The organism is Radiobacillus sp. PE A8.2 (assembly GCF_045635475.1).
Lineage (GTDB): Bacteria > Bacillota > Bacilli > Bacillales > Amphibacillaceae > JBJGXI01.
The window spans coordinates 62,457-79,998 of the sequence record NZ_JBJGXI010000017.1; the positions used below are offsets into that span (position 1 = coordinate 62,457).

14 protein-coding genes are annotated in these 17,542 nt (G+C 36.9%); 6 read left to right on the forward strand and 8 right to left on the reverse strand.

Going from position 1 to position 17,542, the window contains the following annotated elements:
• Positions 1-32: 32 nt before the first annotated feature.
• A complete protein-coding gene (locus ACI6MV_RS10915; protein WP_407270326.1) occupies positions 33-1,127 on the reverse strand; it encodes an acyl-CoA dehydrogenase family protein in 1,095 nt (364 codons plus the stop codon).
• Between the two features lie 83 nt (positions 1,128-1,210).
• Between ACI6MV_RS10915 and ACI6MV_RS10920 the strand changes: the two genes are divergently transcribed.
• Both ACI6MV_RS10920 and ACI6MV_RS10925 read left to right on the forward strand, forming a co-directional pair.
• On the forward strand, positions 1,211-1,501 hold the full coding sequence (locus tag ACI6MV_RS10920; protein ID WP_407270327.1) for a hypothetical protein: 291 nt from the start codon (positions 1,211-1,213) through the stop codon (positions 1,499-1,501).
• Positions 1,502-1,651 (forward strand): hypothetical protein, encoded by a 150-nt coding sequence (locus tag ACI6MV_RS10925; protein ID WP_407270328.1) that lies wholly within the window; start codon positions 1,502-1,504, stop codon positions 1,649-1,651.
• On the opposite strand, the gene ACI6MV_RS10930 is transcribed toward ACI6MV_RS10925, so the two are convergent.
• The 5 genes from ACI6MV_RS10930 to ACI6MV_RS10950 form a co-directional block, all read right to left on the reverse strand.
• Positions 1,648-3,825: an ATP-dependent helicase gene (locus ACI6MV_RS10930; RefSeq protein WP_407270329.1), complete on the reverse strand. Its 2,178-nt coding sequence runs from the start codon at positions 3,823-3,825 to the stop codon at positions 1,648-1,650. The genes ACI6MV_RS10925 and ACI6MV_RS10930 overlap by 4 nt on opposite strands.
• Before the next feature lie 290 nt (positions 3,826-4,115).
• Positions 4,116-5,366, reverse strand: a complete 1,251-nt coding sequence (locus tag ACI6MV_RS10935) for a serpin family protein (RefSeq protein ID WP_407270330.1) — start codon at positions 5,364-5,366, stop codon at positions 4,116-4,118.
• Positions 5,367-5,745: 379 nt separating this feature from the next.
• Entirely contained in the window at positions 5,746-7,779 is a 2,034-nt protein-coding gene (locus ACI6MV_RS10940) for a beta-galactosidase (RefSeq protein ID WP_407270355.1), read from the reverse strand.
• 589 nt (positions 7,780-8,368) lie between these two features.
• Complete coding sequence (locus ACI6MV_RS10945; RefSeq protein ID WP_407270331.1) at positions 8,369-9,904, reverse strand: gluzincin family metallopeptidase; 1,536 nt, start codon at positions 9,902-9,904, stop codon at positions 8,369-8,371.
• 67 nt (positions 9,905-9,971) lie between these two features.
• On the reverse strand, positions 9,972-12,665 hold the full coding sequence (locus tag ACI6MV_RS10950) for a UvrD-helicase domain-containing protein (protein WP_407270332.1): 2,694 nt from the start codon (positions 12,663-12,665) through the stop codon (positions 9,972-9,974).
• 543 nt (positions 12,666-13,208) lie between these two features.
• Here ACI6MV_RS10950 and ACI6MV_RS10955 point away from each other — a divergent pair.
• Complete coding sequence (locus tag ACI6MV_RS10955; protein ID WP_407270333.1) at positions 13,209-13,373, forward strand: hypothetical protein; 165 nt, start codon at positions 13,209-13,211, stop codon at positions 13,371-13,373.
• Between the two features lie 197 nt (positions 13,374-13,570).
• Here the strand turns inward: ACI6MV_RS10955 and fadH are convergent, their stop codons facing one another.
• Entirely contained in the window at positions 13,571-14,341 is a 771-nt protein-coding gene (gene fadH / locus ACI6MV_RS10960; protein ID WP_407270334.1) for a 2,4-dienoyl-CoA reductase, read from the reverse strand.
• Positions 14,342-14,443: 102 nt separating this feature from the next.
• Positions 14,444-15,277 (reverse strand): SPL family radical SAM protein, encoded by an 834-nt coding sequence (locus ACI6MV_RS10965; RefSeq protein ID WP_407270335.1) that lies wholly within the window; start codon positions 15,275-15,277, stop codon positions 14,444-14,446.
• Positions 15,278-15,733: 456 nt separating this feature from the next.
• On the opposite strand from ACI6MV_RS10965, the gene ACI6MV_RS10970 reads away from it, so the two are divergent.
• From ACI6MV_RS10970 to ACI6MV_RS10980, 3 genes are all read left to right on the forward strand, one after another.
• Positions 15,734-16,516 carry a helix-turn-helix domain-containing protein gene (locus tag ACI6MV_RS10970; RefSeq protein WP_407270336.1) on the forward strand — a complete coding sequence of 261 codons (783 nt, stop codon included), beginning with the start codon at positions 15,734-15,736 and terminating at the stop codon, positions 16,514-16,516.
• A 63-nt stretch (positions 16,517-16,579) separates the two neighbouring features.
• Positions 16,580-16,942 carry a VOC family protein gene (locus ACI6MV_RS10975; RefSeq protein WP_407270337.1) on the forward strand — a complete coding sequence of 121 codons (363 nt, stop codon included), beginning with the start codon at positions 16,580-16,582 and terminating at the stop codon, positions 16,940-16,942.
• A gap of 13 nt (positions 16,943-16,955) precedes the next feature.
• Complete coding sequence (locus ACI6MV_RS10980; protein ID WP_407270338.1) at positions 16,956-17,357, forward strand: VOC family protein; 402 nt, start codon at positions 16,956-16,958, stop codon at positions 17,355-17,357.
• Positions 17,358-17,542: the final 185 nt, after the last annotated feature.

The following is a 17,542-nucleotide window of genomic DNA, read 5'->3' on the forward strand; positions in this document are numbered from 1 at the left end:
CAAATATCTCAGAATCCTGATTCCAGAAACAACTATTCTCCAAATGGCAGAGATTCCTGTTCATTCGTTGGTATTAAAAAAGCGTGCTGAGATGCTGTATGTAAATCACGCCAAATTTGGTTCAGGTTGTTGTGTTCCATAACGGCTTGCATGCCAACATGTCTGAACAAGTTATTTGCACAAAAAACAGCTGTTGCTGCGCTCCGTTTTGAAATCGTTGAAAATTGTTCTTTCAACTTATCAGATAACTTATTCCCTTTTATATGCTCGCCCCACGCTTCTTCCACTACTGAATGAAAAGCTTGATTTGCCTTCTCCCAGCGTTGTTCTTCATTTATAAGTTTTTGTTTAAGAGAAGCAAAGCGATTTGTTGAACCTTGTTGCCAATTTTGTTTGTTGTTTTCTAACACAGATTCTACTTCTGTTAAGAAATGTTTACCAATACCAAGTGACACAGCTGCAAAGGATGCTTCTGAATATTGCACGAATGGAAAAGTATGGATCGTTGTACCCAAATCATTTTGACTTTCAAAAATAGAAAACACGTGATTTTCTGGAACAAATTGATTAACGATTTCAATACTATTGCTGCTTGTTCCCTTTAAGCCGAATGCATTCCAGTCTTCCTCCACATCAACTTGTTCAGGTTCAAGAGCAAAAGCAAGGATGTGATTTTCATCTCCTGTTTCACTTATCACATTACAGCTAACGGTGAATAGTGTTGCAAATTGTGAACCGCTGCAGTACAACCATTTACCATTAATGATATAGCCATCTTTTACAGGCTGTGCTGTACCAGCAGGAAATCCACTTCCAGCAATGACAGCATTTTCAGGTGAATAAAAGGTTCTAGCAGTTTGCTCTGTCATATTTTGAGTAAACATACCTCCACCTGAACCGATCGTTACGAGCCAGCCAAAGTTGCTATCTGCATAAGAAGCCTCTTGGAAAGCACGAATGGCACTCGGGAAATCTAACATTTTCCCTCCCAAAGCCTCAGGTATAATTAGTTTGAATAATTGATGTTCTAACATAAAAGTAAGCATCTTATCAGTAACTCGTTTTGCTTGTTCACAGTTTTTATTTTCATTTCGTATAAACTGTATTTGTTGTTCTGTAAATAACATATTTAAAATTCCCCCTTTTCGTTTAAAATCAGGTAGTGTCAGGTACCTCAGTTCAATGTTATAATCTTACAAGGTGATTAAAAATGATACAATTTGTCGGTGAATCGGAGATTGTGTTCAACAACCGGGACATCTCTATCAACCAGTTAAAAAGCTATTTAAAAAAATCGATGAAAAAATTTGAAATAATAAACCAAGAGTTAAGTGATCAAAATAATAGGATTACCATACACTTCGTATTTACTATGAGTAAAATATACCATTGTAGAAATCTAGACGATTATGTAAGCTATGCTTTTGCAGAGCACCGAAAAAAGTTACCAAGTGCGGCTCGTGCTAGTTATGTTAGAGTATTTCGGACATCTTATGCTTAAGTGATAGAAATTATAGCTCTTATTATTTCGTTTATTAGAATTGTTTCTCCTTTTTTCATGCTCGATAACCGAAACAATTTTATTGAAAAAGTAGAAGCTCATCTGTTAAATAGAAGCGCTTCTACTTTGTTAGATCACCGTAATAATTAAGCTCTCTCTAGCCCTTTAAACGAACCACTAATAGGCTTATTCGTTTTCATTCCGTCAAACTCGACATAATAAACATTCTTCTTCCGATCAATCTCACTTACTACACCTTCACCAAACACCGGATGTCTTACCTTAGAACCTAATTCATAAGCGCTGTCACCGGCAGCATCCGTTTCACTATCTTCCATTCCCAACTCAAAATTAGAATCCCTAATATACTTGACCGATTCATGATAAAATGCTTCTTCCAAGACACCGATTCTACGGAATAGTCCCTTCTGAATCTCAAAAATGAATCGAGATGGATACTTTTTTATACCTCTTCTTGATACACCTTCCGATTCAGTAATGTACATTTCTTTCTCTGCTCGTGTGATTGCAACATAAGTGAGACGACGTTCTTCTTCAAGTGCTTTGAGCTTTCGTTCTTCCAGTGACCTGCTGCTTGGCAGAATTCCGTCTGTCATTCCACATAAGAAAACATATGGGAACTCCAAGCCCTTTGCGGTATGGATTGTCATTAGCTTTACACTATCCTTGCTGTCTTCTTTGTCAGAATCGGTGTACAGCGTAATTTGCTGCAAATATTCTTCTAGCATTAGCTCTTCACCTATTGCCTGCTCATACGTAACGATTGAATTAAAAAATTCCGCTAGATTGTCAATGCGATTTTGGTCGCCGTCTTCTCTTAAAAATTTGTCATAGCCTGATTCAGTGAGTAACTTTTGTAGCAACTCCGACACACTCAACTTCCGATATTCACGCTTGTACCTTTCGACTAATGAAAGAAACTCAAGTGCCTTCGTGCCATTAAATAATGGATCGGCAGCATATTTCTTTAACGTATTATAGTATGTTAGGTGTTCCTGATCCGCTTTCTCTTTAATAAACTGTATCCGTTTCTTGCCAATGTTTCGTTTCGGTGTGTTCACCACTCTTAGAAACGACAAATCATCAGCAGCACTTATCATGCGTAAATAAGCTAACGCATCTTTAATTTCTTTACGCTGAAAAAATTTAATTCCACCAAAAATCGTATAATCGATATTTTCGCGAATTAATCCTTGTTCAAGAAACCTCGACAAAAAGCTAGCACGATACAGTATCGCAATGTCACTTTTCTTCGACTGTTTCTTATTCAATAACTCAATTATTTTTTCAGTAATCCATTTGATTTCATCATCTTCATGCTTGGCGTGATAGTGAATCACTCGTAAGCCATTTCTATTATTGGTGAACATATCTTTATCGATCCGTAATGAGTTTTTCTTAATTAAGGCATTGCCGACATCTAAAATCTCTGGGGTGGACCGGTAGTTTTGATTCAAAATAATCGTAATACACGATGGATGACCTTTATCAAAATTCACAAAATACTCCGGCCGAGCCCCACGCCATTCATAAATCGTCTGATCTGGGTCTCCGACGACAAACAGATTTTTGTTTGTATCACTGAGCATATTAACTAATCTTATTTGTCTTAAGCTGCTATCTTGAAATTCATCAACTTGTATATAATGAAGACGTGTCTGCCATTTATCAAGTACTTGATTAAAATCCTCAAAAAGGATAAACGTGAAGTTGATCAAATCATCAAAATCCAGCCCAAACACCTTTTTTTGCTTCAGCAAGTACATCTTTATAATCTGCATATCGAGATCCACGTCAGCGCTCGGATTAATTGTCGGTTTGGGATCGGTGATCAACCTAACATATGCAGGATCCATTTTATAATCAGCGATCCTCTTCAGGATATTATTGAAGGAATTGTATCGAATCGTTAAGTTAAGTTCTTCATAAATTTCTCTTAGTATCGTCTTTTGATCTTCTTCATCCAAAATAATAAATTGCTTTGGATAATGAAGATGGTGAATATCTTCGCGCAACACACGCACACAAAAACCGTGGTAGGTTGTAATGAGACCCGTGTCATAGCCGCTGCCAATTAGTGCGCGCACTCGTCTTTTCATTTCGGTCGCTGCTTTATTCGTAAACGTGACACAAAGGATGTTAGATGGGTCGATTCCGAGATGTTCAATGATGTAAGCATACCTTTTTGTCAGTGCCTTCGTTTTTCCAGAACCTGCCCCTGCCACCACGCGGATGTACCCTTCTGTTGTCATTACAGCTTGCTTTTGTTTTTCATTTATATTACTCAAAATCTCTGTAATCATAGAATTCACTCCTGAATGATTGCTTTTACTAAATTGTATCATATGTTTAGCAAGTAACGAGAACAAAAGTTCGTACCCAAAACAAAATACTCTGGAGGTAAACGAGTATGCTTGGCTATTCAAGGTGCTCCGTTTCCAATATCATTGATTTATAACCTTTATAATTATCACGAGCAAATGGAACGATTCTATTGAAAAATTCTTTTTATCGATTCAGTTTTCCTACTGCTTTTCTTATACAGTAATTTAGAAGAAGATGATGTTGTTGCAATTTATTAGGGATGAAGTTATTAAGAAGGATTAAACACAGATCCCATAAACAAAATTGTCCCTGTTGCCTCATCTGTAATCGCGATAAAAAATGGTCGATTCACTTCCATAACAAAAGGTTGATTCGAAGGTGGGGCTGCTCCGTCTGTCATACCAACGGAAGTTGCCGCCGCTGCTTCCGCTCCCTTTTCATTAACCTCCAGAAAAGTTTTTTGCTTTATGTAACTAATCCAAATAAGCTCATCTTCTTTAATCATGTTTGAAAAATTTACGCTTTTTACATCAAACGCGGATGGCATGCCTAACTCTTTAAGCTTATCATTCAGCAACACGTCATATTCTATTTGGAACCTAGGAAGCTTAATCGTACCATCTTCATACTGAAATTCGTTAATCCAATTGTTCCAATTCTTTACCGTGAGCATACTTTTAAATTCTGTTAAGCTCACACTTTCTTTAGGAAGAAACACCTTCATACTCATCTCTTCGTTTTCTCCATAAGGAAGCGAAATGGCCTGGAAATCATCATTATCTAAATAGGCAAAAGATTTCTGCAAAGACATAAGGGCTACTTCTTTTGTGGATCCATCCTCTAAATAAAATGGTTGATCCTTGGTAAGCTTTTTATCAAATTCATCGGTCCATCCACCTTTAAAATGAACCGCATTAATGAGAAGGCTAACCAAATTAGGAGTTAACGGATTATCGACCATATTTTTAATTTTTTTGTTTGTCGCGTTCTCTACCCAATCATTAATTATTTGAGGAGCGCTTGGGTCATCCATATCAATTTCCTCAATTTCAGCATTAAAGTAATCACGTGTTGATTGAGAAAAAAGATCTTCGAAATGATATTCCTTGTTTAACCAAATCGCATTCGCTATATTCAACTGTACCTGATTAGAAGCATTGTTCAGCATGGTTAATAATGAGGCGTTTGCCTGATTGATTTCGTTAACGTCAATTCCCTCCACATGCATCACCTTTTCCATCTCTTCTTTGGTGTTACCATCCGCTCCGTTATACACCATCGCCAAGACCATAAATAAACTGGTCGGTGAAATAAACACATTCCCATCGGCGTTTCCTTCCACTTTTGAGAGAACATCAAATCCTAGTGCGTTACTCGGTGAAACCACTTTTTTATAGTCTTCTTCCCCAAATTCTACATCACTGGCAATTTCTAAACCTGACGATGCTTCTTCCTGCCCACACCCTACTAGTAATATAATGTAACTTAATATTAAAAACGAAATGATTATTTGTTTCATAACACAAACCCCTTTTATTTTTTAGACTGTTTTCCACTAAAAAAAGTCACATACTAGTAAGCAATTAATACGAAAAGTAGTGTCATCGATTATGCGACCAATCTTACTAATATTCATTGAAAGGTGATTAAGACGTGGGGTTTTTTATTAAGTTATGAGTCTATTAAGTTCCCATACGAAATTATTTATCGAAAATTGATAGTTAAAAATAACCACCAGATTATATTCTATAAGTCAATCTTAACTTGTGATAATGGCAATACTAAACATACTATTTTCAGGGAAGATCTAGTTGGTTGCAGAAGGAAATTGAAACTTCTATCAGAACAGAAAAAACAGCTGGCACTTGGCCAGCATATGAGGGTCAATATATCTAAATTTATGGTTCTAAAACCAATACATCAAATGGCTTGAGCGATACTTTATTCATAATACGAGTACCGGTTACTGCTTCAGTGAATTCTTCTTTAACAAAAATCTCTTGTGGTAATTCACTATAATTTAATAAGAATATATAATCTTTTCCTTCTTTATGGCGAATAGATAACTCAACCTCTTCAGGCAAACTAAATTGATCATGGTAGTTATTTAACTGTAATTCAGCAAGCAGTGAAGTAGCTAAATCTAAATTAAATACTCCACCAAAATAATAACTAGTCCCTTTTCCATAGTTATGTTTAACGAGAGCAGGATTTCCTTTTAAATAGGTATTTGTATATGTTGCTAGGACCTCGACATCAGCTTGAAGTTGTAGAACTTCGTTAAAATCATTCGCTTCTAGTTCATCGAATTCTCTAAACTTTATTCTAGGTACTTGTTCAAACGGAGCTACTCTCGTAAACTCTTCCACGGTAATTCCTACTAAATCTGTTAAATATCCAGGGAGAGCCTTCATATACGTTTGACCAGTTTCATCTTTATAACCAGAACGACATCCAAAAATAACCTTTCCACCTTGTCTTACATAAACCTCAAATAACGCAGCTTGCTGTTTAGTTACGATTGCTGCATGAGAATAGACGAGTACTTTATATTTGCTTAAATCCTCTAAAGTTGTTTCATTGTTGAAGTTTAGTGCATCTACTGGTACATGATTATATTGTAATGCTTTAATCCAAGCATTTCTGCTTTTTGATTCAAATGGACCATGCCAAATATCAAATTCTCCGTCCCAACTATTATCATAATTAGTGATATAGGCAATTTCTACTTGATAGGTTGAGCCTACTATTTTTCCAAGTTGCTTAATCTCTTTACTTACAGCTTCAATTTCTTTGACACGTCGATTAGGCTGATTATGATAATCATTAATACCATGCCAATAGATTTCTGTTCCTTTCGTTGCCGTTCTCCATCTAAAATACAAAATCATGTCTGCACCATGAGCTATCGATTGGTATGTCCACAGGCGCAATTGCCCAGGTTTTGGAGATGGCTGATCCAATCTATTTACCCAACCACCAGGACCTGATTGTTGTTCAAATATCGCAAAATTCGGCGAGATACTTCTTACTACGCTCAAGTTCCAGCTCCATTTGCGATCGCGCAGTGGTTTTTCAGAGGAATCTTCTATGACCCTACCGAAGTTTGGATAAGAATCATAGGCATAAAAATCAAGTAGTTCATCTGTCATTTTATGATTATCTAAATGACCAAACATGCCATTGGTTGTTATCCACTGATTTGGTGCATGTTCCCTTAAAATATCAGCCTGCAACTTCACGTAAGCAAAAGCACTATCCGAAATAAATCTTTTTTCATCTAAAGCATGGTGTGGATTTGGTGAATTAGGAACGGTTTTACGAGTTAAATAGACTTGTTCCCAGTTGGTGTAAGTTTGACTCCAAAACACAGTTCCCCATGCTTGATTTAAGTTAGCTAGTGTTTGATATTTTTTCTTTGCCCATTCCCTAAAGGCAGCATGATCTGCATCAGCATAAAAGACATTTGTTTCGCAATTTATTTCGTTATCAATTTGCCATCCAACGACTGTAGGATTGTCACTATAATGCTTTGCCATTTCTGTGACAATTATCGATGACAATTCTCGGTACGTTTCCGAGTTATAAGTAGTATGACAGCGCGCACCATGCTGATACGAAATACCATCCTGTGTGGCGTTTAGTACATCCGGGTATTTTTTAGTGACCCACGCTGGTGCTGTTGCAGTTGGTGTACCCAATATTACCTTCAGACCAAACACTTGTGCCTTAGCGACTGCTCGATCAAACAAATCGAAACAAAATTTCCCTTCCTCCGGTTCAAATATTGACCACGCAAACTCCCCCATTCGAACATAGGAAAAACCTAACTCTTTCATACGAGCGTAATCGTCTTCCCACATTTCTTCTGGCCAGTGCTCTGGATAATAACATACTCCTAGTGTTAATGATTCTTCATTTAATTTTTTCACCAAAATGATCGTCTCCCCATTGCAATTATTTTCTAACAGATCAGGATAATGAAGCGTTTACATTTTTTGATAGTTGATTCATATAAATCGGTTGTGCCAGGTACTGAAAAAGCGGCGATTATTAATCAGAATTATTGAGATTGAATAATGACATTCTATCAGACAACTTTATGCTTGGATACAAAGACGATTAACGTTTCCTAATAACCTTATTTAGTTCGGTTGTATCATTCATATCTAAATCAAGTTTTTCATAAGCCAACTAACAAGTTAGGGACGCCTTTTAAGTAATACAAAAAACGCAATGATAAAGTAAGTCATTTTATCATCGCGTTTTAACGATTGTTTAGTATGTTCTCTCAGTTCTAATTAGGCAATGTATATGTCACAGTTCCTTCATCAGTATCTGGCTCTTTTAAATTTGACTGTTGTTCATCCGGATTTGCATTTGCATTAACTGCTCCACACGTTAATAGTATACCGTGGTATGCGTTTTAGCTTTGAAAGCTGAGACAATGGGCAAATAATACTATAAGCAAAAACACTTAGTTACTCGTCAAAATACGGACTATTACTAGGTGTGGAATTATTACTTAACTGCACCGCTTAATCTTTCAGCTAAATGAGAAAAAGTAAACTCCTCATCACAAAGCATTTTTACCCTTTGCTTCCACGAATAACGCTGATTTGGTTGTATGTATTTTTCAAGTAATTCTCGGAAAATGGCTGGCTGATAATATAGACTGTTAATCTTAAATTTAGTACGAATCATATCACGAATGGCTAACGCATAATTGTAATCCTGAAAAAATGCTGGATTTTCGATATAAAACATCTCACTACCAGGATGAAAGGTCTCTCCCTCATATCCAAACACAGCCTTATAGCACTCGTCCGCGGTCTCTTGAAAACTTCTCTCCGATTGGGTGTACAACTTATATTCTACAAGACTATAATAATAATTGATTTGGACCATTTTCAAATCCGTTAATGTATTTACTTCTCTAATCTGTGCTAATTCATGATCCTGCAAATCAAAGTTAGCTTTTAAAAACGATTCTTCTGTAACAATCGTTTGAAACAATTCGGCAATCGATTCAGCAGCAATACTTGAATAAAAACGATAGAGCTCTGGATATTCGAAGGAACCGTAATGACCGTCCAATACATGTCCCATTTCATGAATACCGGACAAAAATACAGAATAAGCATCCCGTTTGTTTACTACTAGCTTGAGTTCGTTCGGACTGATGTTAATAGCAAATCCACCATAAGGAATTTCCAAAGTCTCAATCGAAACAGGAATACTCTCTAATTGGATGCCAAGACTACCGACTACATTACTTATAACCTCTTTCATCCGTCTCGACGAAAACGTACTATTTTGCACCTTATGAAAATTAAAGGTAGTAAAATATTGATCATAAAAGTGCGTTTTTTTCCAGCCAAACTTTACTTTAATTCTATCACTCCAGTATTTAGCTGCCTCTGCCATTCTTTCTAGCAAGTTGTTCATTTCCTCAATATATGAGTCAATGTTAATTTCTTTTAAGTTGCAGCGAAAATAATAATAATTTTCATATCCGTTGTCGTTTGCAAGTTGGTTTCGTTTTTGGATGAGCTTTCTGTATAAAGCTTCATTTTCCCGTCCAATTCGTTTTGATTCACGGAAAAGTTCCCGTCGCAGTTCCCTATCCGGATTATCCATGACATTTGCATGCACGGTACCTAAATTATATACTTTTCCATCTACCTCAAACGTACTTTCCATTAGCTCTTTTTGCAATGCTTGTTGCATTTCAACAACTTCTGGATGACTATCAAGTGCTTCTTGCTTCATCGTTGCTAAAAATACTTCAAGCCTTCTACTCCAAATTGGGTCATCTTTTAATTTTGCTTGCCAGGTTGATAATGAGTCAATTAGTTGTTTATTTGTCATTAGATCGTGCTTCATTTTTTGAATTTCATCAATCCTTTGATTTTCCGCACCCTGTGCATACATCAAATAATAGAGGCGCTCTTCTTCTTGGTATAAACTGTCCAGCTTTTGTATTGCATTATCGTATGCAAGCTTCCATTCGTTCTCATTTGATATCTGAAGTAATTGTTCAAAACCTAATTCCATGACTACCTACTCCTTTTCAAGGTCCGCGCATTAGTAGGATATACCGAACAGTTTCACCTTTAAAAGTTCAATTCACCACAACTTCTTTCACACCTTTTTCCATCTTCCCACTACACATTGGACAGTCCTTCTCTTCCATCAGTGTTTCTTCATGTGAAGTGATTCGCATCCAAGCGTTACACTTATCACTGATACAATCCCAGACAAGCACTGATTCATACTTTTTTGGCTTTGGTACTGGATCCTGCTTACTTTCCCGTTTAGAAGGTTTGCTATGAATCGTAATTCTTTTTGATCGATCCTGCGATTCACCTTTTTTTAGGTTGGGGTCTCGATATACTTCTGAGACAAATCGGGAAATGTCCACCTTTTCGTTTCGATATTGTTGCGGCGAACTGATGTACAACTCTTCTTCCGCTCTCGTTACTGCAACGTATGCAAGACGTCGCTCTCCTTCGACTCCGGAAACGTCTGTTTTTTCATCTAACACCGAATTATGTGGCAAAATCTTATCTGACGCACCGATTAAATAGACAACTGGGAATTCTAATCCTTTCGCTCGATGAATCGTCATTACTTTAACAACGTCTGCTTTCACATCTTTGCGGAGTCCATCCATCTTGTTATTCTTCTCAATAATTTCATCTACAAAGGATAAAAACTCTCTTATTGTTTTGAATCGTCTCGTCGCTGATTCTATTTCTGCGAGCGTCTCCTTTAACATTTCTTTATGCAAGGTGAGATTTTTGTTTTTAAATGTGTCTAAATATTTTTCATATACTTTGTGAATTTCTCGAACTGCCTCCAACGGCTCACGGTCTCTTAATTTCTGTAAAAGCTTGATTCGTTGGTAGATTTGACTTCTTTGAAATTCTTTCAAGCCAGGAAAATCGACTAGATGCTCTAATAACTTATTCTTCGGGCTTGATAATTCAGCTTTTTGAATGAATGCCATTGCTCTTTCTCTATTTACATAAAGTGTAGGAAGCATCCCTTCGACAGCTTGTTCATTTTTACCATCTACTGCTACTCGTAAATGATCAATAACCGGTCTTACAATCGATTGCTCGTAAAACGTATTCGCATCTCCATATGTGACAAAAGGGATATCATTCAAAACCAATCTATCAAAAATTGCCCGATTGTAACTGTTCGTTCGATAAAGAATAGCAACATCCTTAAACCTTCGCTTGCCTGATTGCACATCATTAATCACGGTTTCTACTATAATATCCGCTTCTTCATCTGACGATCGTGGTCGAATGAAGCATGGGCTATTATCACTTTGTTTATTCGCTTTTAAAACTTTTTCATAGCGCTGCTTGTTTAAGGATATGATCTTGTTTGCTAAGCCGACAATCGTTGTCGTAGAACGGTAATTAATATCCAAATGAAAAACCTTCGTGTTTCGATAATCTTTGTGAAAATTTAGGATAATTGAAGCATCGGCACCATTGAATTCGTATATAGTTTGGTCATCATCTCCTACGACAAATAAGTTGTTTTGAGGCATCGCTAACATTTTCACTAGTTCGTACTGAATCGGATTCGTATCCTGCCATTCATCACAAAGTACAAAAGCAAATTGTTGTTGGATTCTATGCAATAGATGTGGATTTTGTTTAAGATAAAAGTAAGTGTCAAGCAGAATATCATCAAAATCCATTAACCTATTATCTTTTTTCACTTGCTCGTATTTCACGAGAATTTCTTTTACTTCCTTCTGTACTGGTGTTTTGTCTGGCATTTCGGCCGCTGGCGTCATGTTACTTTTATAGTGAGATAACATTTCAAGTAGCGATTCAGGCTCGTAGTCCCCACTAATGCCCATCTCTTTCATGATAATCTTTAAGTACGTGTGCTTTCGCCTTTCAATTGAAAGGACGCTTCGCTGATCTCCACTTTTCTTTAATATTCGTAAAAATATAGAATGATAGGTGCCACTCGTAACACTTCTGGCCATCTGATTTGTGAGTCCGGGTAACAAGGCAATTCTCTCTTTCATTTCTTCGGCAGCCTTTTTAGTGAAGGTTAACAATAAGATTTGGTGCGGATTTATGTTCAAGACCGACATTAAATATCCTGCTCTTGAAGAAAGCACCCTCGTTTTCCCACTACCTGCCCCTGCCAGCACAAGACATGGTCCTTCCTTGTGACGTGTCGCATTTATCTGCGGTTCATTCAGCTTAATTCCTTCCTGCTCAAGTGAGCGGAAATAAAAAGCATCCGTCTCATCATCCTTTACTAATTCTACGGTCGTTTTCGTACTTGCTAGTTCTGCTTTTTCGATCACCTTTTTCGTTGCACCTTTAGGAAATTGGCTATAAGTTGACGAAGATTGCTCACTCTGTGTAGTTAACGCTACGGTTGGTGTGTTGGTTGCGATTGCTGCCCACTTTAAAGCGATTGTCTGTGCAGCCTGTCGGTTATATTGTTTGGAATCATTTTTTTCGATATTTGCAATTGTTGCTAGGGCTTGTTCTGTTACATCACCTTTCTCCAAGGACAAAACGTCTATTGCCTTCAAAGTATATTGACGGACTTGTGCTTTTTCTGATGATAAATTTTGAAGCAGGAAAGCCAGCGCGGGCTTGCATTCATTGTTGTATTTTTGGGATAATTTAGTAATCGCAGAAGCTGCTAGCCGTTGATCATTGTCTTGGCCATCTCGTAAGTATGTAATAAGAAACGGAATTGCTTCTTTGCTGTTTGTTTCACCTAGTTCATAGGGTGATAGTCTTGAAAAATCTATCGTATTCAAAGTGGATCCTCCTAGATTGGCAGGTTTATATATATCTAATTATGTTCATTTTAGGTTAGGTCTAATCTTTACTCAACTATTATTCTATATGAATTTTATCTGATTTTTGTTTTTTCCTTCCTGATAAAGCTTAAAGAGGTTGTTTAAAATAAATCCAACAATTAAGATGGAAACTTACCATTTTTGCTAAACACACAAAAATGAAATGAGGTAGTAACTACCAAACTTGCTTATTTCAGCGTTTGTCCAATAACTATTAAAGTTGATAGTAGCCTCTGCGCTTAATTTAATATATTTATAATCATCTAATACATTCTACCCTATCCCTTTAGTTTTTAAAGCATAAACTATAGTTTAATGGGTTATAGTTTTCGCGGCATAAAGATATAATTACATTTGGAAAGCAACTTTGTAGTCGCATTATTGATACAAAAAACTCTTAAATGAGCAAATTGGGTTGCAACACCTAAGCCGCTTTCAATTTTACTGATATAGCTAAATTTTGGACCTAACGTAATTTCCGGGGATGTCGTCAACGAAGCAATGAACGATAACCCCTCGAACCCATCGGATTGGAAAGCATCATTACGTCAATCTGGTTGGTACCATGCGACCGGAACCGATTATATTGAAGTATCTTTCCGAGCAACAATAGAAGTAACTGACGCTAATGGTTGGGATATGGGATATTATGCATTATTAAAATGATTATACTTATGATAATCAGAATAAAGCAGAAGCGATATATCAAATGGAGATCAAGCTGTTGCTATTGACTTGCAAAAAATGAAGAAGAGACTGACAATCAATCAGTCTCTTCTTTCTTTGCTTTAACAATTTCTTATCATCGACATTGCATCTAATCATGTTTTTAGCGTTATAGATATTATGCTAGTAATGCACCATTAAAAAGGGTGTTGGTTTAACCATTGGCCACCATCCATCGTAATACATTCTCCATTAATATAGCCCGCATGCTCTGAAAATAGAAAAAAGGCAAGTTCGGCTATTTCCTCAGGTGTACCTAACCTGGCTAATGGTACGCTATCTAGCGTTCTCTCAGCTGCTTCTTTGGACTCCCATAATTTTTCGGCACCACCTGTTCTATCAATCAGTCCTGGAGCAATTGCGTTAACTCGGATACCGTATTTTCTTCCCCATTCAACGGCAAGCGTTCTCGTCATCGATAGCACACCAGCTTTTGCTGCAGCAGAATGGATCACCCCAGCTCCAGCATTCCACGCATAAGTTGCTACCATATTAATGATACTTCCTTTCATTCCTTTTTCAATCCAATACTTTCCCACTTCACTGCTACAGTAAAATGTCCCATTTAATACAATATCAATAACAGAATTCCAACCGTTCGGGCTCAGTTTTTCTGCTGGACAAATAAAATTACCTGCAGCATTATTTACTAAAAAATCAATTTTTCCGTATTCTTTTAAAGTTTCCGATACCATATGCTGTACATGACTGATTTCTCGAACATCCATTTGTATTTTCAAAATTTCCGCTTTTGGATTTGTTTCTGTAATTTCGTCAGCTGCACGTGTTAGTCTTTCCTGATTCCTACCGGTAATGACTACCTTCGCACCAGCATGAGCAAAACGCGCTGCCATGTACTTCCCCATCCCATTTGAACCACCAGTAACAATAACCACCTTATCTTTCATAGCACTCACCCCTCGAATGAATGATCATTCATTTACTTGAGTGTATCATGGTATCTCGTTTAATAACAGTTAATTTTCAAGTCTCAAAGTAAGATTAACTCCTTATTTCAGAAAGGCTTCTTCTTTAGAAACCCGTATCATCTCACTTGGAAAATATTTATGAAAGTACTTTTCCACCGCAACGTGTATGTCACTTCGATACCACTTTTCTAGTTCATGCTGTCTAAATAACGCTGGCATGCCAAGCCGCGCTGATCGTTTTCCCATTGAACCGTCCCCAATACTAAGCGTATCGATCCATATATGATCAACAATTCCATCCAATACTTTCGGAAAATCTGGGGTGAATGGCAAGACAGGTGAAATCGACGCTTGTGTAGATATTCCGGCATCATGTACTTGTTTTAATGTTTTTAGTCGTAATTTAATTCCTGTAGCAAATGGTGCGAATATCCGTTTGACATCTTCTCGATCGGTTTCAATTGTCATAGACACGAGTACTTCACATTTTTCTTTCAATTTCACTAGTAAATCAATATCTCTTGTAATGAGAGAGCCTCGTGTTTGGAGCTGCACAAAATCAGGTGGATTTTCGATCATTTCTGCAAGTAGTGCTCTCGTCAATTCAGTCTTTCGTTCGATTGGTTGATATGGATCGGTTGCAGATGACATAAATATATTTACAGATTTATTTTTTTTCGGAAGTTTGATTATTTCCCTGCGGTATTTTTCTGCTGCATTTGTTTTAATGGTCAACCATTCTCCCCAAGGGATTTCTTTGAATTTCTGGATCGGCATTTCTCGCACATAACAGTAAAGACAAGCAAATGCACAGCCACTATATGGATTTAAGGAATGTGTAAATCCAACGTCTAGATACCCTTTTGCCTCCGTAAGAATTTTCCTAGCAACTGTTTCTTTTATATCAATCTTCATCTGCAACGCCCCATTCCTTTTTTAGATGATACTAACATATAAGATCATACGTTCGCTAGTCAAGGGAGTTGTTTTCATGTCCCATAATACTAGGAAAAGCGCAGAGCACCGCTTAGACAATTAGCGATTGGAGTAAATCGACTGAGATAAAGGAATCATACCCTGCGTAATGGGTATGCCTAAGTTGGACGACAAGTCCGCTTTTAGTCGACCTTCGATAAAACCTGAAAGGATGATGACTTATCGTAGGGCGATTCGTGAAATTGCCTAATTTTTGGCGCTCGGAGCTACACGTACACATATCTTAAATTGATCAGTCTCAAGTTACGTATTGATGATGCACCCTATTGAGTTTCCGATGATTGAACAACTGACATTTAAATATTTTTAAAACACACAAATGGTATATAATGAGAAATGAAGCAAATTTACACATACTTTTTAAGGGTGATCCTTGTGGAAAAAGCAATTTATAAAATAGATGTGGTTGTAAAGGCAATCGAATTTATGAGAATCAATTTAGACAAGCAGATTACTTCTGAAGATTTAGCTCGCTCTGTTGGGTATAGTCCTTACCATTTCACAAGAATTTTCAAAGAAGTAACTGGTATATCACCACGACACTTTTTGTCGGCACTACGAGTAGAAGCAGGAAAAGAGATACTTGTTAATGCTTCTTCGCCATCCGTTCTAAAAACACTGCTGTCTATTGGATTCCAAAGCATTGGAACATTTAGTACTAAATTCAAGCAATTTGTTGGTTTATCTCCAAAAAAATTTCAATTAAATGCTAGACTTTTACATAAGTACATTAATCAATATCAAAATGATGAAGTAATATTAAATACCAAGTTTAACTCTCCGATAATAACCATTAATCTTGATGTTCCAAATAGTTTTAAAGGACTTATTTTTATTGGTTTGTTTCCAAGGCCAATCCCAGACCAAAAACCAATCATGGGAACCGTAGTAAAAGATCAAACAAGATGTGTATTTACATGTATACCACCTGGTAACTATTTTATAATGGCAGCTGCTATACCATGGAGTATGAATCCAAAAGATTACTTTATTTTAGACAAAGCACTTCGAGGGAAAATAGATCCAGTTGTCCAAGTAGCTAAGGATACCGATACAGAACAGACGATTTCTTTACGGGAAGCTTTACCTACCGATCCCCCAATATTAATTAATCTACCTCAATTGTTATTTGAAAGAGAAAAAAACAGAGCAAACTAGAAGAATTTTTTAAGCTTTTTAATTGCTAGAATTTATTTATAGAAAGAACGAGGAGGACAAGTTATGTTGAATCAGGTATGTGTATTAACGGTTAAAGTAAATGATTTAAAAAATGCTATCAAGTTTTATACAGAAGTGCTCGATTTCAAAGTATCAGAGCATTACGGAGATAAGATAATTAGTCTAATGCATGACGGGATACCAATTGTATTAGAAGAAACAGAAAAAAATGCGCTCTCTCCAACCAATCAACACGTTTTGCTAGGATTATACTCAGAGGACATTGATCGTGATTTCACTTTATTACAATCCAGAGGTGCAAAGTTAGTTTTTGACGAGCCACAACCATGTCCACCAGGTCGATATTTTGTTATCGAAGATCCATCTGGCAACCAAATTGAAATCGTGGAATTTTCCAATATGTAAAAGGTGGTATCCTATGTTTTTTGAAATGACGATACAGTTCCGTGTTTCGAATTTTAATGAAGCTCGAGAATGGTATCAGACACTACTTAACAAAGATGCAGATTTTGTCCCACATGAAGGCTTTGCTGAATGGGAAGTAATTCCCGGCTGCTGGTTGCAAATTGCAGAAGGAGAATCAGCAATGGGGAGTGGTCCCTTACGATTAGGTGTCACTAATCTAGAAGAAACCAGAGGTCGATTGATTCACCATCTACAAGTAGAACCTTTCGAGATTCATGAGCGTGCTGAGGTACCAGTGCGTTGGGCAACATTTTCTGATCCCTGGGGGAATCGCTTAGGTTTATTCGAATATTTGGATAAAGCAGAACAAGCCGATCGTGTAGAAACAATAATAGGAATAAAAGGTCATTTTTAAGCTTGTGCATAGATAAAACACGCATATATGGCCAAAGCTGACGGCCTTTTTGACTTGTAATTAAGAATAATGAATTAAAAATCCATTCTCTAATTAAAGCGAGAATGGATTTATGGTTGACTCGATTTTTAATTTGCTTATATTAGCTGCAAATCCTTCCGTGAAATGATTGATTATTCTCAAGC

Coding starts and splice junctions, on each gene's coding strand:
- ACI6MV_RS10915 (WP_407270326.1), bottom strand. CDS start 1,127: ATGTTATTTACAGAACAACAAATACAGTTTATACGAAATGAAAATAAA.
- ACI6MV_RS10920 (WP_407270327.1), top strand. CDS start 1,211: ATGATACAATTTGTCGGTGAATCGGAGATTGTGTTCAACAACCGGGAC.
- ACI6MV_RS10930 (WP_407270329.1), bottom strand. CDS start 3,825: ATGATTACAGAGATTTTGAGTAATATAAATGAAAAACAAAAGCAAGCT.
- ACI6MV_RS10935 (WP_407270330.1), bottom strand. CDS start 5,366: ATGAAACAAATAATCATTTCGTTTTTAATATTAAGTTACATTATATTA.
- ACI6MV_RS10945 (WP_407270331.1), bottom strand. CDS start 9,904: ATGGAATTAGGTTTTGAACAATTACTTCAGATATCAAATGAGAACGAA.
- ACI6MV_RS10955 (WP_407270333.1), top strand. CDS start 13,209: ATGAACGATAACCCCTCGAACCCATCGGATTGGAAAGCATCATTACGT.
- fadH (WP_407270334.1), bottom strand. CDS start 14,341: ATGAAAGATAAGGTGGTTATTGTTACTGGTGGTTCAAATGGGATGGGG.
- ACI6MV_RS10965 (WP_407270335.1), bottom strand. CDS start 15,277: ATGAAGATTGATATAAAAGAAACAGTTGCTAGGAAAATTCTTACGGAG.
- ACI6MV_RS10975 (WP_407270337.1), top strand. CDS start 16,580: ATGTTGAATCAGGTATGTGTATTAACGGTTAAAGTAAATGATTTAAAA.
- ACI6MV_RS10980 (WP_407270338.1), top strand. CDS start 16,956: ATGTTTTTTGAAATGACGATACAGTTCCGTGTTTCGAATTTTAATGAA.